The sequence below is a fragment of the Mammaliicoccus sp. J-M41 genome (assembly GCF_022385935.1).
GTDB lineage: Bacteria > Bacillota > Bacilli > Staphylococcales > Staphylococcaceae > Mammaliicoccus > Mammaliicoccus sciuri_A.
In genome coordinates this window covers 1-24759 of sequence record NZ_JAJNIR010000041.1, presented here as the reverse complement: position 1 = coordinate 24759, position 24759 = coordinate 1, and the positions used below count along the sequence as shown (strand labels likewise).

The 24759-nt window shown below is 28.6% G+C and carries 29 protein-coding genes and 2 pseudogenes; 3 read left to right on the top strand and 28 right to left on the bottom strand.

From position 1 onward, the window contains the following. Window positions 1–425: 425 nt before the first annotated feature. Entirely contained in the window at window positions 426–977 is a 552-nt protein-coding gene (locus LQ686_RS12460; RefSeq protein WP_031837637.1) for a recombinase family protein, read from the top strand. 87 nt (window positions 978–1064) lie between these two features. Here the strand turns inward: LQ686_RS12460 and LQ686_RS12455 are convergent, their stop codons facing one another. The 5 genes from LQ686_RS12455 to cadD all read right to left on the bottom strand — a co-directional run bounded on the left by LQ686_RS12455 (window position 1065) and on the right by cadD (window position 5047). Further along, complete coding sequence (locus LQ686_RS12455; protein WP_107591119.1) at window positions 1065–2102, bottom strand: 2,3-butanediol dehydrogenase; 1038 nt, start codon at window positions 2100–2102, stop codon at window positions 1065–1067. 752 nt (window positions 2103–2854) lie between these two features. Further along, window positions 2855–3283: an Hsp20/alpha crystallin family protein gene (locus LQ686_RS12450; RefSeq protein WP_107566102.1), complete on the bottom strand. Its 429-nt coding sequence runs from the start codon at window positions 3281–3283 to the stop codon at window positions 2855–2857. 21 nt (window positions 3284–3304) lie between these two features. Beyond that, window positions 3305–3472: a hypothetical protein gene (locus LQ686_RS12445; protein WP_158258750.1), complete on the bottom strand. Its 168-nt coding sequence runs from the start codon at window positions 3470–3472 to the stop codon at window positions 3305–3307. Between the two features lie 591 nt (window positions 3473–4063). Further along, complete coding sequence (locus LQ686_RS12440; RefSeq protein ID WP_000119691.1) at window positions 4064–4411, bottom strand: ArsR/SmtB family transcription factor; 348 nt, start codon at window positions 4409–4411, stop codon at window positions 4064–4066. Window positions 4412–4429: 18 nt separating this feature from the next. After that, window positions 4430–5047 carry a cadmium resistance transporter CadD gene (gene cadD, locus LQ686_RS12435; RefSeq protein WP_050960617.1) on the bottom strand — a complete coding sequence of 206 codons (618 nt, stop codon included), beginning with the start codon at window positions 5045–5047 and terminating at the stop codon, window positions 4430–4432. A 342-nt stretch (window positions 5048–5389) separates the two neighbouring features. Here cadD and LQ686_RS12430 point away from each other — a divergent pair, with 342 nt between their 5' ends. After that, the gene (locus LQ686_RS12430) at window positions 5390–5734 is read left to right on the top strand and encodes an SdpI family protein (protein ID WP_239733960.1); all 345 of its coding nucleotides are present in this window, start codon (window positions 5390–5392) and stop codon (window positions 5732–5734) included. A 115-nt stretch (window positions 5735–5849) separates the two neighbouring features. Here the strand turns inward: LQ686_RS12430 and LQ686_RS12425 are convergent, their stop codons facing one another. The 3 genes from LQ686_RS12425 to LQ686_RS12415 form a co-directional block, all read right to left on the bottom strand. Next, window positions 5850–6050 carry a hypothetical protein gene (locus tag LQ686_RS12425; protein ID WP_239733437.1) on the bottom strand — a complete coding sequence of 67 codons (201 nt, stop codon included), beginning with the start codon at window positions 6048–6050 and terminating at the stop codon, window positions 5850–5852. Window positions 6051–6312: 262 nt separating this feature from the next. After that, complete coding sequence (locus LQ686_RS12420) at window positions 6313–6618, bottom strand: hypothetical protein (RefSeq protein WP_107378013.1); 306 nt, start codon at window positions 6616–6618, stop codon at window positions 6313–6315. A gap of 371 nt (window positions 6619–6989) precedes the next feature. Further along, window positions 6990–7244 carry a hypothetical protein gene (locus tag LQ686_RS12415; RefSeq protein WP_101035977.1) on the bottom strand — a complete coding sequence of 85 codons (255 nt, stop codon included), beginning with the start codon at window positions 7242–7244 and terminating at the stop codon, window positions 6990–6992. Between the two features lie 366 nt (window positions 7245–7610). Here LQ686_RS12415 and LQ686_RS12410 point away from each other — a divergent pair, with 366 nt between their 5' ends. Next, complete coding sequence (locus tag LQ686_RS12410; protein ID WP_001059083.1) at window positions 7611–7811, top strand: cold-shock protein; 201 nt, start codon at window positions 7611–7613, stop codon at window positions 7809–7811. Window positions 7812–8331: 520 nt separating this feature from the next. Here LQ686_RS12410 and LQ686_RS12405 read toward each other — a convergent pair. The 20 genes and pseudogenes from LQ686_RS12405 to LQ686_RS12310 all read right to left on the bottom strand — a co-directional run. Next, window positions 8332–8613, bottom strand: a pseudogene (locus tag LQ686_RS12405) (protein rep); the annotation flags it as partial. Window positions 8614–8928: 315 nt separating this feature from the next. Further along, window positions 8929–9360: an IS30 family transposase gene (locus tag LQ686_RS12400; RefSeq protein WP_239733439.1), complete on the bottom strand. Its 432-nt coding sequence runs from the start codon at window positions 9358–9360 to the stop codon at window positions 8929–8931. A gap of 34 nt (window positions 9361–9394) precedes the next feature. Continuing rightward, entirely contained in the window at window positions 9395–9904 is a 510-nt protein-coding gene (locus tag LQ686_RS12395) for a transposase (protein ID WP_239733436.1), read from the bottom strand. Between the two features lie 108 nt (window positions 9905–10012). Then, a complete protein-coding gene (locus tag LQ686_RS12390) occupies window positions 10013–10387 on the bottom strand; it encodes a cystatin-like fold lipoprotein (RefSeq protein WP_239733435.1) in 375 nt (124 codons plus the stop codon). 48 nt (window positions 10388–10435) lie between these two features. Further along, a complete protein-coding gene (locus LQ686_RS12385) occupies window positions 10436–11032 on the bottom strand; it encodes a hypothetical protein (RefSeq protein WP_239733434.1) in 597 nt (198 codons plus the stop codon). 6 nt (window positions 11033–11038) lie between these two features. Next, window positions 11039–12094 carry a CHAP domain-containing protein gene (locus LQ686_RS12380; protein WP_239733433.1) on the bottom strand — a complete coding sequence of 352 codons (1056 nt, stop codon included), beginning with the start codon at window positions 12092–12094 and terminating at the stop codon, window positions 11039–11041. Beyond that, window positions 12084–14066, bottom strand: a complete 1983-nt coding sequence (locus LQ686_RS12375; RefSeq protein WP_239733432.1) for a CD3337/EF1877 family mobilome membrane protein — start codon at window positions 14064–14066, stop codon at window positions 12084–12086. The genes LQ686_RS12380 and LQ686_RS12375 overlap by 11 nt, the downstream gene beginning before the upstream one ends. Window positions 14067–14102: 36 nt before the next feature. Further along, window positions 14103–14264 (bottom strand): hypothetical protein, encoded by a 162-nt coding sequence (locus tag LQ686_RS12370; RefSeq protein WP_239733431.1) that lies wholly within the window; start codon window positions 14262–14264, stop codon window positions 14103–14105. 1 nt (window position 14265) lies between these two features. Continuing rightward, window positions 14266–15630, bottom strand: a complete 1365-nt coding sequence (locus LQ686_RS12365) for an FtsK/SpoIIIE domain-containing protein (RefSeq protein ID WP_239733430.1) — start codon at window positions 15628–15630, stop codon at window positions 14266–14268. A 45-nt stretch (window positions 15631–15675) separates the two neighbouring features. After that, window positions 15676–16458 carry a hypothetical protein gene (locus tag LQ686_RS12360; protein WP_239733429.1) on the bottom strand — a complete coding sequence of 261 codons (783 nt, stop codon included), beginning with the start codon at window positions 16456–16458 and terminating at the stop codon, window positions 15676–15678. Between the two features lie 1057 nt (window positions 16459–17515). Continuing rightward, window positions 17516–20011: an ATP-binding protein gene (locus LQ686_RS12355; RefSeq protein WP_239733428.1), complete on the bottom strand. Its 2496-nt coding sequence runs from the start codon at window positions 20009–20011 to the stop codon at window positions 17516–17518. Window positions 20012–20048: 37 nt separating this feature from the next. Then, the gene (locus LQ686_RS12350; protein WP_239733426.1) at window positions 20049–20435 is read right to left on the bottom strand and encodes a TcpE family conjugal transfer membrane protein; all 387 of its coding nucleotides are present in this window, start codon (window positions 20433–20435) and stop codon (window positions 20049–20051) included. Between the two features lie 11 nt (window positions 20436–20446). Then, the gene (locus LQ686_RS12345) at window positions 20447–20716 is read right to left on the bottom strand and encodes a TcpD family membrane protein (RefSeq protein ID WP_239733425.1); all 270 of its coding nucleotides are present in this window, start codon (window positions 20714–20716) and stop codon (window positions 20447–20449) included. Window positions 20717–20719: 3 nt separating this feature from the next. Then, window positions 20720–21772: a conjugal transfer protein gene (locus LQ686_RS12340; RefSeq protein ID WP_239733438.1), complete on the bottom strand. Its 1053-nt coding sequence runs from the start codon at window positions 21770–21772 to the stop codon at window positions 20720–20722. 91 nt (window positions 21773–21863) lie between these two features. Further along, complete coding sequence (locus LQ686_RS12335; protein WP_239733423.1) at window positions 21864–22943, bottom strand: replication initiation factor domain-containing protein; 1080 nt, start codon at window positions 22941–22943, stop codon at window positions 21864–21866. A 170-nt stretch (window positions 22944–23113) separates the two neighbouring features. Beyond that, the gene (locus LQ686_RS12330) at window positions 23114–23422 is read right to left on the bottom strand and encodes a hypothetical protein (RefSeq protein ID WP_239733421.1); all 309 of its coding nucleotides are present in this window, start codon (window positions 23420–23422) and stop codon (window positions 23114–23116) included. Window positions 23423–23436: 14 nt separating this feature from the next. Then, window positions 23437–23760: a DUF961 family protein gene (locus LQ686_RS12325; RefSeq protein ID WP_239733419.1), complete on the bottom strand. Its 324-nt coding sequence runs from the start codon at window positions 23758–23760 to the stop codon at window positions 23437–23439. A gap of 150 nt (window positions 23761–23910) precedes the next feature. Further along, window positions 23911–24195, bottom strand: a complete 285-nt coding sequence (locus LQ686_RS12320) for a hypothetical protein (protein ID WP_239733417.1) — start codon at window positions 24193–24195, stop codon at window positions 23911–23913. 31 nt (window positions 24196–24226) lie between these two features. Then, complete coding sequence (locus tag LQ686_RS12315; RefSeq protein ID WP_345772684.1) at window positions 24227–24583, bottom strand: replication protein A; 357 nt, start codon at window positions 24581–24583, stop codon at window positions 24227–24229. 99 nt (window positions 24584–24682) lie between these two features. Then, window positions 24683–24759: pseudogene (locus tag LQ686_RS12310) on the bottom strand (IS6 family transposase); the annotation flags it as partial.

The following is a 24759-nucleotide window of genomic DNA, read 5'->3' as shown; positions in this document are numbered from 1 at the left end:
TGAAAACTATAATAAAGTTAGAATTCAACAAAAACTAGGCTACTTATCCCCTATAGAATATAGGAAATTAGCAGCCTAGAAAATAGTGTTTATATTGTGCTCCCTTAGTAAGGGTGCAGTGCCTAATAATTTTATTACCGGTTTTTTTATGATGATAAGATTTTAGTCATGTTACATAACGTCATTCTAAAGTTTTATTTAAAAAGATAAATTACAAAAAACGATTGTTTTTGACACAAAACCTCTTAACTTAATATTAAGAGGTTTTTCTTGGATATTTAAGTCTATAAACTTGTGTTATAATCAATGTATCATAAATATCAAAAATCATGAGTTTTTAGACGATGAGAGACGCGTTTATTTGCATCGAGAATTAGATTTCGTTAATAAGTGCCCATAAAACGATTAAAAGAGGTGGTATTGAAATGGCTAAAATTGGTTATGCACGTGTATCAACACAAGATCAAAGTCTTGATGGACAGATTGATACACTTGAGGAATATGGTTGTGAACGTATCTTTAGCGAGAAAGCGAGCGGTCGCAAAACGAAAAGAACAGAACTTGATAAGTGTTTAGATTATTTACGCGAAGGAGATATCCTAGTTATCTATAAACTAGATCGTCTTGGACGTACAACAAAACAGTTAATTGAGCTATCGCAATGGTTGGATGATAATAGCATTGATTTACATATTATAGATATGAACGTATCGACTAAAGATGCGATGGGCAAGATGTTCTTTACCATGATGAGTGCATTCGCTGAACTTGAAGCTAACTTATTAAGTGAACGAACAAAAAAAGGATTAGAAGCAGCACGAGCAAGAGGGCGAAAAGGCGGCAGACCTTCATTGCCTGACCATAAGAAAAGAGAAATTAAATTTCTATACGATGAACAAAAACTTACAGGCGAAGAGATTGCTAAACAAACAGGAGTGAGTCGTTCTACTGTATATAGAATAATAAAAATGAAGTAGTAAAAACAAATAATCACAGAAAGAAAACTAATGAAAGGAGAATCTTCAAATTAGAGATTCTCCTTTCATTAGTTTTTATAATCTATATTATAATTTAACGAGAATTTTTGCTTGTGATTTATCGTTTACAAGTTGTTCAAATCCTGACTCCACAATATTATCTAGCTCTATTTCATCAGTAATAACATCTTTAACTTTTAAATTACCTTCATTAATTAAATCTATTGTTTGTTGAAATGTAGTAGGTGTATAAGCAATCGTTGAAGTAAGTTTTACACCTGTATTAGTTAATTGCATTGGATTCCATTCAATAGGATGACCAAATATAGACACTATAACGACAGTACCTCTTGCTTTAGTAACGTCTATAGCAGATTTAAGTGTTGGTGCTACACCAGCTACTTCAAATGCTACATCCACGCCATTATCTGTATGTTTATTAATAACATCACTTGGGTTTGATTCACCAGAATTGATAGTATGAGTAGCACCTATTGCTTTAGCTTTATTCAATCTTTCTTCTGATAAATCAAAAACAAATATCTTACTTGCACCTGCAGCTTTAGCTGCTATGACTGTTAATAAACCGATTGGACCTGCACCAAAAATAGCAACAGTATCGCCAAATAGAACTTCGCCTTCTTTAATTGCTTGAACTGCAACAGCCGTCGGTTCTACAAGGGCGCCTTCTTTATCAGAAACATTATCTGGTAATTTATAAACATTCTCTTCTGGGGCATTTGTAAATTCTGCAAATCCACCATCAGAACCTAAGCCTATAAATGAATAACCATCATAAAGGTCAATATTTTCTTCTTTTTCACGATTTGAAACTGTAGGATTAATAACAACACGATCGCCTTTGTTAAATTTTGTAACCTTAGAACCAATATCATCTACTACGCCTGCAAATTCGTGGCCTAATGTAACGGGCGCTTTTTGGCCAAGGAACGGGTCTGGTTTGTCTGTTGAAATAAATATAGGGCCTTCTAAGTATTCATGTAGATCTGTACCACAAATGCCAGCCCAAGACACTTTAACTTTAACCTCATTATCTTGTAACTCTTTAGATTTTCGATCTTCAACTCGTACATCCTTTTGACCATACCAAACTGCTGCTTTCATTGATAAAACCTCCTTGTTTTAGTTAATTTAATAATATGCCTTTTAAAAATTACTTTCAAATAAACTAACCTTTTAATATAGTGTTTCTAAATTATTATATGATTAGAGTGTACCTCAATAATACAATTACTTTTAATCATACCTCATATAGATAATTTAGTTAACTAACACATGTACACTCAACACAAGTGTTTATTGCACATGTGTTGAACTTCTATTTTAACTGCTTATTGTCCTAGCATTTCATCATTTTTTCTGTAAGAACGAGTTTATATTTAAATTCAACTTTACGCATTTCCATATTTTCTAATTCTTTTTTCTCTTCATTGGTTAAGCCAACCATAACATCTATTATTGATATCAAGAAAAGAAGAAACTCGTTTTCACTCGTTTCTAAAAAAACGAAAATAAACCAAAATTCCAGTATATCTCGACTATTATCATAACCATAAATTTACAAGATATACACAAGCAAGTATATATCTTGATACATACATCAATTAAGATTAATATTTATATATAAAATAAACATTATACAGTATGAGTAACTTTTGCTTTAGTCGTTAACTCTCCTTAATTTGAGAGTTAACGACTTTTCTTATGGTCAAATTCATTAACGATAAGAAAGAAGTTGAACTCAGTCATATCAAGACAAGAAGAAACTCGTTTCACTCGTTTAAAAAATAAAAAGCAAAAGAGGAATAAAAATGAAAAAAGAGATGTGAAATCAGATTCACATCTCTTTTTAACTATCACTTGATATCTATTACTTTTCTTTGATTATTTTCAGTTTTTGGTAAATCTACAGATAAAATACCATCTTCAAATTTAGCTTCAATATTATCTTCGTCTATATTATTAAGTGAATACATTCTCTTCACATTACTATATGATCTTTCTTTTTGAATTACTTTACCTTCATTATCTTTTTCTTCATTCACCTGATTATTTTCTCCAGAAATGATTAACATACCATTTTCATAAGAAATATCTATTTGATCTTTTGAAAAGCCTGGAAGCTCAGCTGTTAATTCATATCTATCTTCTTTTTCATTAATATCCGTTTTTATAGTTTTTTGGTCAGGTAAATTACTAAAAAATTGTCTTCCAAAGTCTCTAAACAATTCACTAGCAGTCATATCAAAATAATCTTTTCCAAATGGTTTTAAATCATAAGCCATGATAATCACTCCTTATAATAATTAACCTATTTTTTGATTAATACTTTTGACATACTCCAAATAATTTAAATATTCTTCCCAATTACTATTAACTTCAAATTCGATAAAAGGACAAAACTCAAATAAACCATCAAAATTAGACATATTCTTAAAAGGAATTAGTTTTTTTGAATTTTTATCTAAATTCATATCAACCCCTCCCTACAAAGGATATAACTATTTTCACTATATATATAACATAAAGGTCAAAAATGGTCAATAATTTTTCTATTCATTTTTTACTTTATATTTTTAAGTATTCAGATTCTTTACAAGTCACTTATATCAACGTTTATAAAATTATAGATTCTGATAGATTCTAAAAAACAGCTTATAGATTCTATAATCAACTTTATTTTTTGACTTTATACATTCTCATACATGCTTTATTTTGAATTTTAAGGGGTCATTTTAAAGAAATAGGGGTAAATCATATAGTTTTATATCCAAAAACTTATATACGCTCTTAAAACGCAAATATGAGCCAAATAAATATATTTTGATTTCACAAAATGATTTTTTCTAAAAACCAGTGTCGATTTTTTAAGACACTGCCCAGTTACATGCAAATTTAAAAATTGGCATAAAAAGTGGGTAAACGTGCCGTTTAATCGCATAGTTCCTGCAGGGGCTAAAAAAGCTTTTTTTACTTAACATCGACATGACATCCACTTGACGATAAGTAAAGAATTATCAAAAGCAAAACACTATCAAGACAAGAAGAAACTCGTTTCACTCGTTTCAAAAACCCTCCTGATTTTTAGAGAAAAACTCTCTTATTTCATCGTCTTTAATAAAATAATATGCCATCTTTCCATCTTTATAAAAATCAAGTACCTCATTTTTATATAAAAGCCTTAAATGATGTGAAGTTGAAGCAACACTCATTTTCAATATCAAAGAAATATCACAAACACACAACTCATCTTCTTTAATCAAAGATAATATGATTTTCAATTTCTTCTCATCACAAATTTTTTCTAAAATGTTAAGTAATTTCTTAGATTTATCATCTTCTAAAAAACTTAAAGCATTGTTAACTTTATCCTCATGTACACAGATCACATCACAAGTATTTTCATAACTCATATAAAATCACACCCTAAATTAAAATATAAATCCTAAAATTGTTTGAATAGTGTCATTTTCAATAATAATAAATAAACCTAAAGCTATATAAATAACAGCCATAATCCAACGACTAAATTTCTCAACAATTTCTCCAACTCCTGGAATATTAGCTAATTTTTGTGCAGTAAATACCAAGAAGAAAATTAAAATTAAAAAGACAAACAGAGTAATTAATAAATTAGTAACACTTAATGTCACAAAATACGGAACAAATAAACCAATATTATCAGCACCACAACTTGCTATCGTAACAATTGCAACCGTACCAACTAATTTAGACAATCCTTTTTCATTCAATTCTTTTTTAGCTCTCTTTTCTCCTTCACAATCATCATAAATAGCCACTTTAATTCCAAGATAAATTGGTATTAAACCCAATAAACCTAATATCCACTTCTCTGGAACATAATTTAATACAAAAGCTAAAAACAAACTAACTAATATTAAAATAATAGACCCTAAATATTGACCAACATAAATATCTCTATATTCTTTTCTAGTCTTTGCTCTAGCAAAAAATATTAATAAAATCACTAATAAATCTACTGCTGTCGCAATATAAAGAATAGCAGCAGTAATAACCGTTTGAATCATAATACACCTCATTCAAAGATATTTTTGAATGTATTATAACTTATATTTTCAAATAATCATAGATGCTTTATTCCAATTGCTTTATTGACGTTGAGCCTCGGAACCCTTAACAATCCCAAAACTTGTCGAATGGTCGGCTTAATAGCTCACGCTATGCCGACATTCGTCTTCAAGTTTAGTTAAGGGTTCTTCTCAACGATCAATAAATTTTCTCGGCATAAAAGACAAATGAATTATATAGTCGACTATACCCTGAATAAATCCTTTACTAAATCATGTTTTTAGTTAAACTTTAGTTTAATCAAAAAAAAGAAAAAGCTCATTTCAAAAACATAAAAAAGGATGTCATCAATGCTTTTATTACCTTCAAGTATTTTTATGATTTTACTAGGAGAATTAATGATTAAAAACCCTCCTGAAAATATAAATCACTTCTATGGTTTTCGAACAAAGAAATCAATGAAAACACAAAAAAATTGGAATAAAGCACAAATAATTTGTGGAAAATATACAAAACAAATTTTTAGATATAGTCTTTATATTTCTTTAATACTTATAGTTTTAGATATATATTCTTTAATAACAAAAAAAGAAAATATAATACTATACTCTACCATCATACAAAGTGTAACTCTCTGTATTTTCCTCTTATACATGATTATCAAAACCAATAAAAAACTAGACTAATCAAAAACTAGTATTCATTTCTCACTTTATATTTTTCTCTTTATCAGGAAAAAATAAAGCTAAAACAAAAACAATCAAGACAAGAAGAAACTCGTTTTCAACTCGTTTCAAAAACCTAAAACACATTAGCAGTAATAAGTAAAACTACAACACATATGATAGATATTCCAGCACAATAAGTACTCTTTTTATAACTAACTCTTTTATTACTTTTACTTATAATTTTATAAATTTCATTTCCCCAAAGTACCAAAGCAGAAATTCCAAACACAATAAAACCTATTCCAAATACATAACCTAAAATATCTAAAATCATAATATTTACCTCCTTAAGCTTTATTAATATAAATACTAACAAAGAAAAAGGTCGATAAAACGAACATTATTGTCACATTCAAGATTGCTTTATTCCAATTGCTTTATTGACGTTGAGCCTCGGAACCCTTAACAATCCCAAAACTTGTCGAATGATCGGCTTAATAGCTCACGCTATGCCGACATTCGTCTGCAAGTTTAGTTAAGGGTTCTTCTCAACGCACAATAAATTTTCTCGGCATAAATGCGTCATTTAAAACTAGTTAATCGTCTATACTTAATTTAAAAATTTCTTCTTTCTTCTCAGTTAATTCTTTAAATATAATCTTCGGCTTTTTTTCAGAAAGCAATATGTCAAAAGCCTCATTATAGATAGCTTTCGCTTCTTTAGATTTAGACGTAGAAACTCTACTATAAATATTTCCTATCTCTTCAAGCAAACTCGCACTTTTTTTATAGTAAACTAAACCGTCTTTATTCGCTTCAAGTTCAACAAAACCATTTCTAATTCCATATTTTAAAGCGTAATAAAGTAAAATAGCCGAAAATATTATATATATAAATATCAAATTAATACCTCCTTTTTTAACAAACTTTATCACAAGAACTATTTAAATTTAAAATGCCTTTATTTTGAATTTAAAGGGGCATTTTAAAGATTTAGAGGTAAATCATATAGTTTTATACCTAAAAACATACATAAGCTCTTAAAACGCAAATATGAGCCAAATAAAAGCATGTTATAACGCTACATTTTTATTAACCAAAACGATACAACTTAACTACATTTAAATCGTAAATCACTTGTAAGCTTTTTGTACCTTAAATGTAGCCTTTTCTGTATTTACTCTTAGCTTGTAGAAATCGGACACGTTCAACAATTTTAAAACAAGACAAGAAGAAACTCGTTTTCAACTCGTTTCAAAACCTAAAATCATAACTATTTATTTTTCTCTTTATCAGGAAAAAATAAAGCTAAAACAAAAACAATTAAACCTAATAAAAAACCTAAAACAACTAATCCATTTAATGGTTTTTCATCAAAAAAATTAATGATTCCTAAGTTACCTAAATAAGTCCAAAATCTGCTATATCCAATATCCAATTTTAAAAAATTTAAAGTTATTGCAACAATTACTAACAGAACAAATACTGATAGACCCTCTTTTATTCCATTCACGACCCTTATACCCATATAAACCACCTTTTTTATTTTTCTCTAACCTAAATATTGCTTTATTCCAATTGCTTTATTGACGTTGAGCCTCGGAACCCTTAACAATCCCAAAACTTGTCGAATGGTCGGCTTAATAGCTCACGCTATGCCGACATTCGTCTTCAAGTTTAGTTAAGGGTTCTTCTCAACGATCAATAAATTTTCTCGGCATAAATGCGTGCTTTTAAAAATAAAGATGTACTTATCCAATAAATAAGCGTATACTTAATCTAACGTAATAAAAGCTCGTGAATTTAATTGTAGTGTATTTTTCTAGAATATCCTCTTTTTTATAAATGAAATTGTTACAAATATTATGTGCAAAAGCACTCGGAGGTATTCTATATGAATAACGGTACAGTAAAATGGTTTAATTCAGAAAAAGGTTTTGGTTTCATCGAAAGAGAAAATGGTAACGACGTATTCGTTCACTTTTCTAACATTGTTGGAGAAGGCTATAAATCTTTAGAAGATGGACAAAGCGTAGATTTCGACATAGTTGATGGTCAACGTGGCGAACAAGCAACTAATGTTGTTGCGGTCTAACGATAAATAAAAAAGTCCTGGTCTATAATAGACCAGGACTTTTTTATTTATCCAAAGGCACACTTACATACCAAAATGGTATCGTGCTAAATTCAAAAACACATGTGATAATCAAATATACTTATTTTGCATTTTAAAGGGGTATTTTAAAGATTTAAGGGTAATTTATATAGTTTTATACCTAAAAGCTTATATTGGCTCTTAAAACGCAAATATAAGCCAAATAAATATATTCTCATTTCACAAACAAAATTTAAGCAAAACCAGTGGCTATTTTTTAGACACTGCCCATTTACATGCAAATTTAAAAATTGGCATGTAAAATAGATAAACGTGCCGTTTAATCGCATAGTTCCTGCAGAGGCTAAAAAACTTTTTTTACTTAACATCGACATGACATTGGCTTGACGATATGTAAAGAATTATCAAAAGCAAAACACTATTAAACCAATAATATTTAATAATAAAAAAACTGACCTCAATCACTATACATAGTTTCTGATTGAGGTCAGTTTTTTTATTATTTTTTGATGTAGTAGTTTTGTTTTTGATAATTCCATATTGCCATGATTGAGTGTGCTTTTTGTTCTTCTTATGTTGTCTTTTCGTCTGAAGTATTAATTAAGTTCCCGTCTTCTGAGTCATCTAAATTTAAAATTTTGTGTTTTTGTTTGAGTAAACCACCGTAGCTTAACATACGTTTTCTGTATAAACCTTGTTCTAAGTCTTTGACTATTTCTTGATTACTTGTTAGAAAATCTGATGATTTAACACTATATTTTGATGTTTCTTTGATTGCTGCAAGCTTATTTAATTTATTAATTGGCGATGTGTCAATAGAAAAATGCAAATTTCTTCAAAAAAATTATATTTTTTTAATATTTAACTGAAATAACTAAAAAAAGTCGCATTCCAACAGAATTTTCTTAAATTCTCATGGAAAACGACATAATAGTATAAAACATTATTAGCTTAGTTTTGGATATTTATACAAAATATATGCAGGTATCACTTCCGCACTCACTGTAAACCGTTCGCTTAGATTACCCCTAAATAAGTAACAGGTTCGTTCCTCACACGGTCACTTATTTAGGGGTTACAATTTTGTATAGATAAATTAAATAGATTGCCTTTCTATCTCTAACATTTCTTGACTACTAATATATTCAAAAATCATCCTGGGACGTTCATTTATATCTTCAACAGCTTTTGAAAGTTCTTTATGTGTTATATTCTTAAAATCTGTACCTTTAGGAAAATACTGTCTTAATAAACCATTCGCATTTTCAATAGAACCACGCTGATAAGGACGACCTAAATCACTAAAATATACATCACATTTAAGTTCTCTTTCTAATAATAAAAACATCGAAAATTCTTTGCCACGATCCATTGTAATAGTCTTAGGATTCTTATCCTTTAAAATAGAAATAACGGAATTACAAACTTCAATAGACTTTCTTGTATCTAATTTTACTGCATATAAGTACCTTGTTTTTCTTTCTATAATTGTAACTAAACATGATGTTGATGGTCTTTTACTCCAAATAGTATCAACTTCATAATGACCGTATTCTTCACGACTATTTGCTTTTACTGGGTCGATACCGTATTACACGTCGGCCTACATCTAACTTACCGCGTTTTTCATTAGATTTATTATACTTTTTACCACCATGTCTTAAATCTCTTTCACGATTTACTTCAACAACACCTTCTCGAATATATCTATATATAGTAGGATAACTTATATAAACACCTGTATCTTCTTCAATTTGGCTAGCTATTTGTCTTGGTGACCATTTTAAAGCAAGTTTTTCTTCTATATATGCCTTTGTTTCAGGTCTTATTGAACGTCGTTTAATAACTGTTTCTTCTTTATAACGTCTAGATTCTTTTGCATGTTCTTGTGCAACAACTGGGTTATATTCACCATTTTCATCTGAACGCTTTCTTATTTCATCATAAACAACTCTATAATTTCGATTAATTATTCTAGCTGTTTCAGCTATAGATTTACCTTCATTTCTATATTTTGCAATAGCTAAACGCGTATAATAATCAACTTCTTCACGTTTTTTTCTTTTTCCCATACAACAACCTCTCCTTTACATTTAACAATAATCATTTTAAAATGTAATAAAGAGAGAGACAAATAAATCAACTCCCGCTGTCTAACAACAATAAAGGAGTTGATTTTTTTATTTCATATTTTCTTCTTGATAATCAGGTTTATGCTCCTTCATATATTTTTCAGATTCATCAGATTCATAATATTTATTAAATTCTCTTTCATATTTACCCGTCGTTTCATTTCTTTTATATAATGATGTAACTTCACTATCAAAATCTTTAAAAGGTTTATTTGTAATCGTTATAACATTACCATCTTCATAAACATTAATGTTACTATCATCACGTGTTGCAGACTTATCATTTGAATCTTTAGCCTCACCCATATCATCAAAAATCTTCTTCTCTAGTTTAATAACTTCTTTAATTTCTTTATCATATGTCTGACCACATCCAGTAAGTAATAAAGTAAAACTTAATAATAGTACACTCCATTTTTTCATGATATATTCACTCCTTTTTAGTAAATTATATCATTCTAATGACACAGTTCAATATCCTAATGGTTTTAAATTAAAGCGTTTTAAGTTTTCAATTAACCATTTATCATTTTCACGCTTTAAATCTAATTGTACAGAAGATTGTTTTTTTCGAACTTTATCACTCGTTGTATCTGAAACAGTTTCATCAAATTGTACAAATACTTTATAATTATCTTTAACAGGATCATATCTTTCAAAATAAACGTGAATATTATCAATTTGAATATCATCATATATATTATAATTAGACTTTGATTCATTAAATAAATCATCATAATAATCTTTTGTTATTAAAGGCTTTATATAATCTTCTTTATCTTTAAATGAAGTGTTTGGTTTCAAATTGAACATCAATTTAACAAAATCTTTAGAAGTATCACGAATATTATCTTCTTCTTTTTCAATCACATTTTTAGATTGTCTCTCAATCGTTTGATTTAAACTTTTGTTTTTAGATTTTAATATATCTATTTGCTTATTTAATGTTTCATTTTTAAACTCAATACTTGCCACTTGTTGTTTAGAATATTGTGTGCCCATAAAAAAGGCAAGTAATCCTAACAAACAAACTACCCCAAACAACATGAATTTAAATTTCATATCCATAATACATCACTCCTTATCGTGAATAAAACTATAACCTTCAGCCATAGTAAGATCTCTTTCACTAACAATAGATGGGCCTTCCCAATTCATCTCAGAAACTCTAAATTTTTTCCCGCCATCACTTACACCAATGACAACGGCTACATGCCCTGTACTTTGTGCATGACCACCTGCACCTTGTTCTGCTATAAATAACGCACCAGGTTCAGGTTTTTTATCAACTTTATATCCCTCAGCTTTCGCACGATCATTCCAATTATGTGCATCATGCCAATAAGTTGAAACAGGTTTACCCATTTTTTGCCGAATGCCAAAAGCATACCAAGTACATTGACCAACATCATATAAATTACCTTTACCAGGATCACTATCAGACCATTTGGGTAATTTACCATTAAAGTCCATCTTTTTGCCTTTAGTAGATGACTTACATGAAGCTTCACTATCACCACCTAGGTCTTTCATAATACGTTCAACTGTTGGAATCCAATGATGATTAGAACCTGTATCATCATTTGTAGCACCAACTGTGGGTGCATACTTAGGACCAATCTTTTTAGGTGTGTCTAGTCCTTCACTAATATATAAATCTTTTAAATTTTTTGCTCCTGCTTCCAATCCTTTATCTAAAGTAGGGAAATAATTATCATGGATAGTACCCGAACCCATTAAACTAAATGGGTTCTTTTGTACTTTTGCATTTACACCACGTCCCCATAGACTCTCATGGGCAACTATAGCTAAAAATAGGTTAGGAGGAATATCATATTTTTTCGCAACCTTAATTAAATCTTCAGTTTTATTCTCAAAAGCCCCACCTTTAGCATTTTTCTCAAATACCTCTATACCTTTATTCGGTACATCTCCTCCTTTACATATCACTTCACCATTATCTCCATCATCATTACTATTATTAGAAGTATTAAAGAGCCCTATAAAAACAACAGGAATCATAAAAATAATAACTACAAAACAAATCAACAAAATTTTCAATGCTTTTATCTTTGCACCTATAGGCGTATACTTAATGGCTTTTTTCGCAATTTCACGCTTACTTACCATGTTTATTAATATCCTTTTGTTCTTTTAATTTATCACTTTGTTCTTGATTTTGTGATTTACGCTCAATAGGTTGTTGACTATGATTATTATTAATATTCTGTTTATTTTGTTTATTTTGTTGATTTTGAATTTGCCTTTTTTCAATATTATTATCATAATTTGATTGTTTTATTCTATTTTTATTACGTTGTTCAGTACGTATAACTTCTTTAGGTACTTTATGATCATTATTATTTAGATATTGATTACTTTGTTCATTTCGTTGAATATCGTCTTTATTTAACTTTTCACGTATTTGTTCTTGTTGCTGAATTTCTTTTTGATATTTTGGTTTTTGAGAACTTTCTAGTTTATTTGTAGATGAATCAACATCACCAGATGGATTCATTTGTCCTTTACGATTAGTAGAATCATTATTTGACTTATTACTATCAACTTGAGTCTCTTGTTGTGTTTGCTTATTCCTTTTAAACTTAGTAGATTTTACAACTGGATCAACATTACTTGGAGATTGATTATCTTGTGACTTTCTCTTATAATCATGTGGTCCTTTTCCACTAGGATCAGGAGACTCATTATTTGGTTTAGGCATTTTAGGTGGATTATCTTGTTGTCTTTTTCGTTTTTCAACTTTATTTTCATGTTGTTTTTTACGCATTTTATTCCATGCTTGTTGTGTTTTATTTGTTGCAGCAGCACCAATTGCACCAGGTGAGAAGCTAACATTACCACGTGTAACAAAAGCAATAATTTGACTACGTTTTTTGTACAATATAAAAATTAAAATAACCACAAATAACGCATTTAAAAAATAAGCATCTTTACTATTAGGTTTAATAAACATATCAGCTATATCTACACAAAAACTCACCACAATAAATAAAAACGTCATACAAGCACTCAAAATTATATAACCAATCGTTCTCGCAAACGCTTTGAAAACTGATATTTCCATATTCGGTAAAAAACTTAATATCCAACTAAATACTAAGAATAGAAATAAAAATAATGAAAAAGCTGAAAATATAACTTTCGCAAAACTAATTGCTAAAAAAACAATAGATATAAATATCGTCAATATAAAACCAATTATTACAACACCTAATTGTCCAATCACATTAGATTGATCCATCGCCTTATTATCATACTTTTTAACTTCATCATCTATTATTTTACTAAATTTTTCCACATTTTTAACTTTAAACGGTAAATCTAATAAATTATCTACACGTTCCTCATTTTTCTTTTTTATTTCTTTTTCATTAACCGTATCATAATTCATCATTAAATATGTTCTATAAATCGTCATATTAAAGTATTGATTACGTATTTTATTCATACCAGAATTTTCATTTACATAATCAACATCTCCATTAATAGCTGTTGTACTATTTAATACAATATTATTGATTTCTTTGCCAATATTATTTGTTCCTTTAATAATTGGAGCAGCATTCGCTAACACACCAACACCAAAACCAATTAAACAAAATATAAGAAAACCTCGTTTTAATGCTTCTCTAGCATTCCCTTGTACAGTAAACACAATAAAAGCATTAAAACATAATATAATAAACAACGTCATCGCTAAATTATCTAATAACTTTGTATACATGTCACTTACAAACTGTCCAATTTCATCTGCGAAATCATTAATGACATCTAAATTGTATAAATTTGTTATCGCATAATCTGTTGTACTAACCATTATCTTAGTCATATTAAAGAAAAAATTTGTCACATTATTAATCCCTTGTGCTACTTCTTCTTCACCGACTGGATTCCAATCAGTTTTTTTATCATACCAAGGACGATAACGATCTAAATCTCTATCTCCATACTTTTCAATTTTTGCTTCCACTGATTTACTAGGCTGACCCACTGGATTTGATACTGCATACACATTGAACGTTGTCAGTAATAAAATAGGCAAAATTAAAAAGCATAAAAGATAAATCCCTTTATGCTTCATTTAATCACTCCTTATTCGGTTTATATATCAACACCTTTATAATTGTTTTGTTATTTTTTCAATTTTTAATAACTGTCTTTTTTCTCTTCTTGTTAAATGATCATCTTTAGATATGTCAACAGCCGCTAAAATAACTTGTTTCATACCCTCATCTTTAAATAAAATTTTCAAATTTTCTTGTATATTTTTTTTATTCATTTTAATCATCCTTTTTATTTAAAATTTGTTTAACATCTTCTACAAAATCATATTGTTCCATTAATGGGGCATCAAATAGTACAGGGTCATTATATTGCCCTAATATTGTAATATAACCTCGTCCAATATCTGATTCATGAATAGGTTGAAAATCTTTATCTGTTTGTCCAAAAGTCATACGATAACCATCAGAAGATAAATTACCTAATGAAACACGTAAACCTAATTGATCACGTACATTACCTTTAATAACATCAGCATCTGGTCGTTGTGCAGTTAAGAACATGAATACACCAGCTTGTCGACCTTTCATAATAATATTAATCAAATAATCATTCATTTCTTGTAAATCTTTTTTATCCAATGTAGATGTAAAAGCTGTAACTTCATCAAAAACAATGAAAAATGGTTTTAAATCAAAATTTCTAAAATCATTACCAATTTTATAAGCTTCACTTTCATTCATTAATCTAAATCGCGATTCCATTTCTTCATTAGCTTCACGTAATTGTTTTAATATTTGTCCTTTCGTGTCAGCTACTTTATCAGCACCAATCACACGTTTCATAAATGATAAATCGGATACTTTTGGATCTAATAAACGTATTTCAGCTTTGCGACGAAATAATTCACGAATAATATAAAATAAAAAATATGTTTTACCACCACCAGTAATACCTGTTATAAGTGCATGTGGTGCTTTTACAAAATCCCAAACAATTTGTCGTGTAATATAAATTTTAGTATCATAATCAACAATGTTATTTTTCTGTTGTCCATTCATCACAATACGTTTTTTATACTTCAATGGCATAAATTCATATCGTAAATAACGACCAATATGTTTCTTTTCTACCAATTCACAATTAAACATGGGTTCAATGATTGATTCTAATTCTAAATAATGGTCTTGAAATCGAGAACCATCTTTTTTAATATGCAGGATGAATTTTTTTCTACCACGTTTATAAAATAAAGTAGGGTAGTAATCATATTCTGTTTTCTTAATATCTATATCTAAAAATTCTGTGCGCTTTTGTGTTACTGTACGATTATGAAAACCTTGAGTTTCAATCATTTCAGCTAGGTCTTTCTCTTTAAATCTAAATAATAATTGTGCTATTAATTTAGCAACAATAAATATCACTAAACAACCAATCACTAAATATAAAAAATGTGGCTTAAAGTAATAATATACTTCAGCCACTTCAAATGTTTGATATTTACTTTGATAACCTTGAATAAGCTGATAAACGCGATAAACTAAAAATATAATTGAAAATACACCAGCAAACATAAAATCAATATGCTTAAAATAAGGTTGTATTCTAGTTCCTTTAAAAATTGGAATTTCTTTTAAACTCATTATATTCCTCCTAAAAAAAGAAGATAGTAAAAACTATCTCCTTAATCATGAAAATAAATCATGAAAATACTTATTTAAATATGATTTCTCATAAAAATCTTCAAATTCTTTTTTAAATTCATCAATATCTGTGTCATCTTTAATAATTTTAGCAACTTTAATTGTATCTGCAGTTTGTGATAAAATTGCTTCATCTAATCTTGATAACAATACTTTCCCCTCGATCATATCACTTAAACTTAAATGATAACCCAAAATACTATTATAACTATTAGACCTTGCATAACTCACTCTTTTATTTCCATCAATGACCAACGGTAAATCAAGCATATTATCATCAATATTATAAAATAAAGAACGTCCATTAACAAAATCAGCACCTAAAATAATAGGCTCTAATTTTAAAGGTGTATCATCACTATAATGTTGATACACTACCACGTTTTTTTCATTTACCTCACCAAATTGAGATAAGGAAAATTTAAGGCAATCTTTTTTTACTTTTTTAATATAATTTTCAGCTCTTTCAATATCAAAACCAAAATCATATACTATATTACCATTCCCATCTAATCTCTCAATCGTAAAAACTTCATTTATTGAATCATTAAAGTTAATATTACTACTTAATATATCATCCATATTTTGTCTTTCAAAAAATTCATTTTTAAAATCACTTAACAAATAAGTAATTACTTTAGACCATTTTTCATTATATTGTTTTATACATTCTAAACTATTAAAAGGCTCTGGAATAAGCCCATCAGTTATATTAAAAAATGATTCATCTAACTTATAAAAATTCATTTTTGTATAATGTAATTTCATATATACACTTCCTTAAAATATTTTATATGAATATTTTAATATACTTAAATACTTTTTACAAACTGAATATTAAATAGCAAATTTTTCTTCTGCTTTAGAACTTGCTGAATCTTCTTGTGTTCTAAATGCTTCTGTCATTTCTTCAAATGAACTACAAAATAAAATATATAATTAAACAACGATATTAAGTGTAACAATCAATTAACAAATAATGTTAATAAAGATATAATTATTTAATAGGCATAACCAATATGTCATTGATTGCTTTTATATGCCGCTCATTCTCAACTGTACATAATCTATTTATTCTCCAAATACTTAAAAACGAAAAAAGTATCGTTAAACCAATATAAATAATAGACATAGAAAGGATACCTCCTAATGATAAAATTCAATTTAAACTGGTTAAATATAGGCACTGCATTATTTCTAATTACTTACATTAATCTAACTATTTTTATTACACATATCTGCCAACCTAGACTACTCATAAATATTAAAAAGTTATTAAATAAAATTACTAATAACTATCTATCAAAAATTTTAAACAATATTACTAGTGATATGATAATCAGCTTATATTGGTTTTATTTTTACCTAATTGGAATGTGTTTAATTTTATTTATAATATCAGCCTTTTTAGTAGTATATGGTAAAGGGCATCCAACAAGAGTAAGTGAAATTCTAGGTTGGCTAATAAGCCTTATAATACATCAATTTAACATAATGTTAATTATCTTTATGATTAATAAACCTATATTTAATGAAATAAACTACATTAATATAACAATATTTATAATATTCACTTATATTTATCTGAATAGTTACAACACCTCGAAAAGTACTGTTGACGAATAAATTCTTCTTTTTCTAAATTTTTTTGTTTCAAAGTATAATATATTCCATAAGGAATTATCCAATACGTAAAAATTAAACTAAATAATACATATAATACCAGAGTGAAAAATTCATTCATAAGAACACCTCATAACAGGGATACATTGCCACACAATGTATCCTTACATATTTTAATTAGAAATCTCATCTTATTTAATCTCTATATCGCAAATTTTTCTTCTGCTTTAGAACTAGCTGAATCTTCTTGTGTTCTAAATGCTTCTGTCATTTCTTCAAATGGACAATCTACGACCATTTTCCCAACACGACCATAGAAATCAGTAAAGATACATTGACCTTTCTTCAAATCTCTTAACATTTCCATATTTTCTGGTGATTCTTTCGAATACTCTAAGCCAATAGATTTTAGTATTGCTTCACGTTCATCTTTTTCATCAAACGCAAAATGACAACCAAAATTACCACCATCATCATCAGCTTTATCACTTACAGATTGTGTTATAAATACTAAAGCGTTATTTTCAGAACGTCCTGTACGTTTCATACGCTTAGCAACTTTCTTTCCTTGACGACTAGCACTAAATCCCCAACCTTCATCAATAAATAGGGTAGTCTGAACATTACGACGTGAACCAAACTTCTCTAAAAATTTCCCAATCAACAACATTAATGTAATACCATTTTTCTCACTTGTTGAGTAACCACTTGGATCATCATCAGATTTTGGCATATCCAAACCTTTAACTTGTAATATCGTCGCTTTTTCTTGAATATTCAAAGCTTCATTTTCACCATTACTAAAAACTAATTTCAATATATTATTTTGTGTTTTTTGATAAAGTAAATCACCAGCATCTTTAATTGATTTATCTTTATCATTTTGTAATTTTTCAATTACATTTAAAGAGCCGACTATTTCACCAGACTCTCTTTCATCAATTGTTTCAGTTATTGCTTTATAAATAGCAGTTTCTATATGATGATAATTTTCAAATGATTTAATTTCATCAAATACTGATTTCAACATTTCATTTGCTTCTATACCATCTAAAAATACAATAGGATCTAGACAACCATAATTGGTTGAATCTTCATAATCTAAAGTTACATATTTAAATGATTTTAAATGCTTAATAAAAAGGGGATATTTCTTTTGCATATTCTCATCTTCAGTTACACGATCAAACCAATCAGCAAATTCTGATTTTGGGTCCCAATATATCATTTGTCCTTTAAAGAACGAAGTATATATCCATAATAATTTTGCTAAAAATGATTTACCTTTACCTGTTTGACCTGTTATCAATACATGAGGTGAATCACTTACTGCACCTTTAATACCTTTTGCAGCTAATAATAAACTAAACAATACAATATCTCTCGAACTCGCAACAGCTTCTTCACGAGACACTGAACGTATAAATTTATCTATACGTCCAATATAAAAGCCTGTTTTTGTCCCTAAACTTTGTGAAACACCAAATAAATTTTCAGCAATTCCAGTTGCTGTCGTACGTTGCAACCAATATTTATTAATAAACAACTCTTTGCCATGTAAACATTGATAAAACAATTGTAACTGGTCTGCCAAAGGATTTACTGCGTAAATATCGGTTTCTTTTAATCGTTTCATAAGTCGTTTAGCTTTTCTTTTACAAGCTTTATAAGACTCATCTTTAATTACAAACATAAATACCCATTCCATAAATACACCAGAGCCTAATACTTCACTTTCCATCTCTTTCAAAACATATAAATTATCTTGAACGGCTTCTGAAGCATCATCTCCAGTATTTTGTTTTTCATTAGATTGCGCTTTATGATTAACCTTAGCACGGTCAAATTTTTTCTTAATCTTTTCATTTTCAACGATACGTGCTTTTACATGACATTCAATTGGAAAAGGCATATTTTGAGCTTTTTCAAATAAATGAGTATATTCCATATCTAATGGAAAATCATCTACAACAACTGTTGTTGAATAAAATGTTTCATTCTCATTTTCAATTTTCAAGACACTCAAATTAGTTGGATCAATAACTACATTACACATGTCAGTCGGTGCACGTCTTGATGATTCTTCTTGCACATCATGCGTTGAATTTGATATAAATGGCTTTCTTATAATATAAGCTAATTCATTTTCAGTTAATCTCTCACCGCCAATTGCTAAAAAATTATCAGCCAATTCACGTTCGAATGACTGATAACGATTTAATATATAATAATCTAATTGAACATCAAATCCAAAATTACCTATAATTTTTTCTGCTGTTTCTGATAATGTATTTTTCATTATTTCTTTAAATGTTACAGACTCATCTGAAAGCTCTCTAAGTTTTACACCCATAACAAATGAACTATGCGTTATCATTTTTAATTCTTGTTCTAACACATTAATTGTTTCATCTGAATAATATTTAGCAACATCAAATGCTTCATCGTCAAAATCTACACTAATTTCCTTGAATTTATTTCTTAAATCTAAATCATGATCATACATTTCAAAATGAAAATCTTTATAACCTTTAATAGATTCTAGAAAATATTTCATACGTTTTTTCGATTCTTCTTTAGCTTCATAATTTGCCGTAGAAATTGCTTCAGAATGTATACGATAATAAGCCCATACTTCACCAGACTTCGTTAATTCCATATTTCCTTTAATACCAGCATAAGGTGATTTTAAATCCATTATATCCCTCCAAAAAAATAGCCCCCATAGGGACTATTTATTTAAATCTTATTTTTGATTTATTTTGATAAAGAACTTCTTCATCATAAGAAAAACGTGTCTTTTTTATTTGAATTGTAAAAATATATAGAATAAAATCCCATAAAAAGAACATCAATTTTTTACCATCTTGTTTCAATTTTACTAGATGTTTCGTTAAATAATAGGGTAAAGCTGTAAAATAAATTATCGTAAGACCTTGTATTGAACCAATAATTATAGATAAACCTTTAACATATAAAATGATTAATAAAATTTCCAAAATAATAAAAGTACTAGCCCAATCAGCTCTAACACCTTTATTCCAGCGAAAATTATCAGTAAACTCGTAAAATACAATAGGTTGTTCAAACGTACGTTTTAAGTTATACGCTTTTTTATCCATATCAATTCACCTCAACTACCACTACTAAATATCATTTGCCATATCGCTGAAATACCATTGAATACACGCTCTGGGCCTTTTGAGATAAAGAACATAAGACCACCAACTAAAAATAATGCAACCATCTTACCATATTTACCAGCAATCCAATGTCCTACACCTATAATTAATACTATAACTCCAATACCTGTACCGACCTCACTCGTCAGCCAATCTCCTACACCACCAATTGTGGGTTTAGCAGCACCTAAAACAAATAATGAATTTAATATATTTAACATAATTTAACCTCCTATAGTATTGGTCATTTTCTTAACATAATATTTTTTATCTTTTTTAATTATTTCTAATGTATAGTGTTCAGTATTCTCTAAAGGTGACCCTTTATCTTTTATTCCTAAATCAATTTTTGCAATATATCCATTACCTTTAGGATATAAACGAATATCATTAAACTTCGATATTTCACGTTTGCCTTCTAATCCCACTGGATTATCCATTAAATAAGTCATATCTTCTGGTTTACTAGACGTATATTTATGAAAGAAATCTTCAATAAATTTTCTTGCTTTAGGATTATCTTCACGCTTATTATCTTCTAAATTATCTGTAACCATTTTTCCATGATCTAGCTTACTATTTGGAATAGATGTGAAATAAGGATACTCAATAATCACATAACGATTATTTTTATTCTCAATTGGTAAATTAATCAACATTTTTTGATTAACAATACGTTCCTTCATAACAGTCTTTATTTCATATTCTTGTTTTTTACCTTTTTCTTTTTTCTTCCTTACTTTTTCATTTTGTTCTTCTTGAATTTTTAAATCATAATCCACAATGTATTGAACAATTGTTTGTTTATCTTTTTTAGTAATATTATAAAAATCTTTACTATTTAAAACCCTCGTTGCATTTCCAGCATGTTCCTCTGTTTGTTTATAATCCTTTGGATAATAAGCTTTCAGCTTTTCCTGTCTTGCTTCTGAAGTTTTATCCTCATCAGATAAATTCATATAGTCATCAATAAATTTATCAGTAAATAACTTTAATTTCGGATTATATTGAACAGTTTCTACATTATCTTGATATTGAGCTTCAACCTTTTTAACAGTCTTTAAAGCATTTTGACTTTCATTTTTGGCATTAGTAGCACCCACAAAAGCAATGATTAATATAAACAGTAATAACACTAATACACTATAAAATGTAATCACTATAATTTTTCTCTTATTAGTTCCTTTAGGTATTTTTTTTCTTTCTTCATCAGAAACATCATAAACTTTTCCATTCTTTGAAAAACGTGATATAATATGTTTGTTGAAAAATCTCAATAGATTTTTTCTGAAATTCACAACAAATTTCAAATTTAAACACCTCGCTTGTTTTTTGATGAGTGGGTAATGAGCATTGAGTTTCCCGTTTTTACTCAATGCTTTTTTTATATTTCAATTCCTCTATATAACGATCAATTCTTGATTTATGTTCATCATTAAAACTTGAATGCGCTAATATAACATTTAAAAAATCTGAACCTTCTAACAACCCTTCTGATTTTGCCATAGCTTCAGCCGTTAAAACAGTATCTAAAGTTGTCGCTACTTGTTTAGTTAACCATTCTAAATTATCTTCAATCGATTTTAAAGAAGGCTTCATAGATAAATTAATTTTATCTGCTTCTTTCATAAATAAAGCCCAAGGTCTATATAATGGCCATCTACGTTTTCGTTTATCATCACCATTAGTCGGTTGTGATACAAAACGTAGGTTGTTATTCAAGATAGATTTAACTAAAAACGTAATATTATCTGTTTCACTTAAAACTTCAGCACAATTCACCGCATAAGCTTTTCTCATTTGTATTTCATAACGATTCCATGGTCCAATCTCCTCAACATCACAATTACGTTTAAATGCTTGTTCATAATTTTTTTCATAAAAACGACAATATAAATTACTTTTCTTTGAACCAATATAAAAAGTAGCACCTTTTGTTTTACCATCTGCTAAATTAAACCCATTAATAGAACTACCAGCACGAAACTTCGAAATACACTCAGCTTTCTCAGCTTTTTTAATTAACAATGGCACTTTTAAATACGTTTTAAAATCATCAATCGCAACATCAATTCTTGTAAAATTCGCTTTACACTTCATACATGATTTAAAAAAATCTTTCCATGTTTTACCTTGTTGTACTAAATGATATTCAAACTCTCTACAACCTTGACCAGAAAGCTGTAAATGAATACCCATTGATTCATCATTATCAGAATAGAACAGTCTAATATTTGAAAATTCATAACCTCTATTATAAAAATACAAGCCACTTTCACGATATTTAAACAATTCTTTTGGCAACCCAATAATGTCTTCAATTACCTCCCAAATGGAGGGTATATGGAATGTTACTTGAACCCAGTCTACGACTGCCTCCATGGCACTTTCTATTGGACTGGCTACCCCCCTATTAGTAAGGGGGGTAGAATCATTTTTTGAACACATATTCAATTACCTCCTATCAAATCGCAAGCGATTTGATAACTTTCCCGTTTTCACTTTCTTAACGCTCATTTGTCGCAGGCTCCGCCCAAATGCGAATCGCACTCCGTGCTTGCATTTCTGCGCCTGCATGAGCTAAAAGCTACAACAGGAAAGTTAAACATCATAATATTTCAGTCTTTCTCTACATCACCAATATAAATACAATCTTCCAAATTAACTTGAAGCATTCTACCATGACCACCTTGACTCAAATTAATACATAATAGACAAAGATCGCCATAAATTTTAGGGCGACCTTTTGGTGTATTTTCTTTTATATAATCATCAGTAAATGGTTTTGATTGTATTTCCTTAGCCAATGACATAAGTGATATTTTATCTCCCCAATTAAAACGTGATGCCACATAATTCAAAATATTATCTTCTATTTTTAAATTTTTAGCATAAGGTTTTAATCTGTCAAAAGTATAATAATCCATTTTGATCACCTAATTTACTTAGATTGTTTTGCTGAAGTCATGCCACCAGAAACTTTAATATCTTCTGCTTTCCAACTATAACCAATTGTTCCGAAATCTCCTTGCATTTGAACATACATATTACATTCCGGATTTACTAATTCACATTCTTGTAAATAATCTAACTCAACTTTATTAGGTGTTTTAACTGTAATTTGTTCACCTTGAATTTTACTTGCTAATTTATAAGCATAAACTACTTCATTTGTACGCTCTCCATTTTCATACTTATACTTTTCATCTACTCCCATAAAATTCAAACTACCTAATGTTTTGTTAATATCTAATACTGGTTTCATAAATATCTACCATCCTTATTTTAAAATTTTAAATTTGATTACTTTAAATAGGGTCGCACGAATAGGAATAACTCCCGCAAAGACGTACCACTGCATTTTTGATAACGGAGTTTCTATGCTTCTCCTGAACTATTCGATTTTTAAATCAATCTAACGATTCATCACCTCGAAAAATTCTAAATCTAATGGATCAATATGATACATTTTACAAATAAATGCGTTACTCACATTATGTGATTTTAAATATTGATAATCCTTATATGTGAATCGAAAATCATTTTTACGCATCATTTCACAAATTTCTAATATACGAAAATATGCAATATTATACATTTTACATATTTTACGCTTTGAAATATTGTGATAACGTAAAATTACAAATTCACGATAGTCTAATGTCTTAAAATTAGAAAAAGACGGTGTAAACTCTGTCATAATCATCAATTCCTTTCATAAGAATTATTGATTAACTAAAGTTTACACCGCCATTAAAAATATTATATTTCGTCATATTTTGTCTTCTCATATCGGCTGAATAAAGTTCTTCAAGTTCACTTAAAATCGTACTCATTAAGTACCCTTGCATCGAAATGATCGTTTCCTTTTGGCCTTTAACACCTCTATCATGTATCGCTTTTTTTACTCTTTTTAAAGATATTAATATTTCATCTTCAATGTCCTCTAACATGTAATGCATATCTTCATGTCTTGAATTAAATGATTTTTTTGCTTTAAGAATAACAGTTTTTATAACTTCTAAATCTTTATAATGATAATTCATTAAATAATTAGTTAATTGTTCAGGAAATTCTTGTAGTAATATTTCTTTATAATCTTTATCATCAGATTCAGTTACAAATTGAGGTTCTGTTGCAAAGTAAAAAAATATAGTTAACCACTAATTTATTATGTCAGTGTTCGCTTAACTTGCTAGCATGATGCTAATTTCGTGGCATGGCGAAAATCCGTAGATCTGAAGAGACCTGCGGTTCTTTTTAT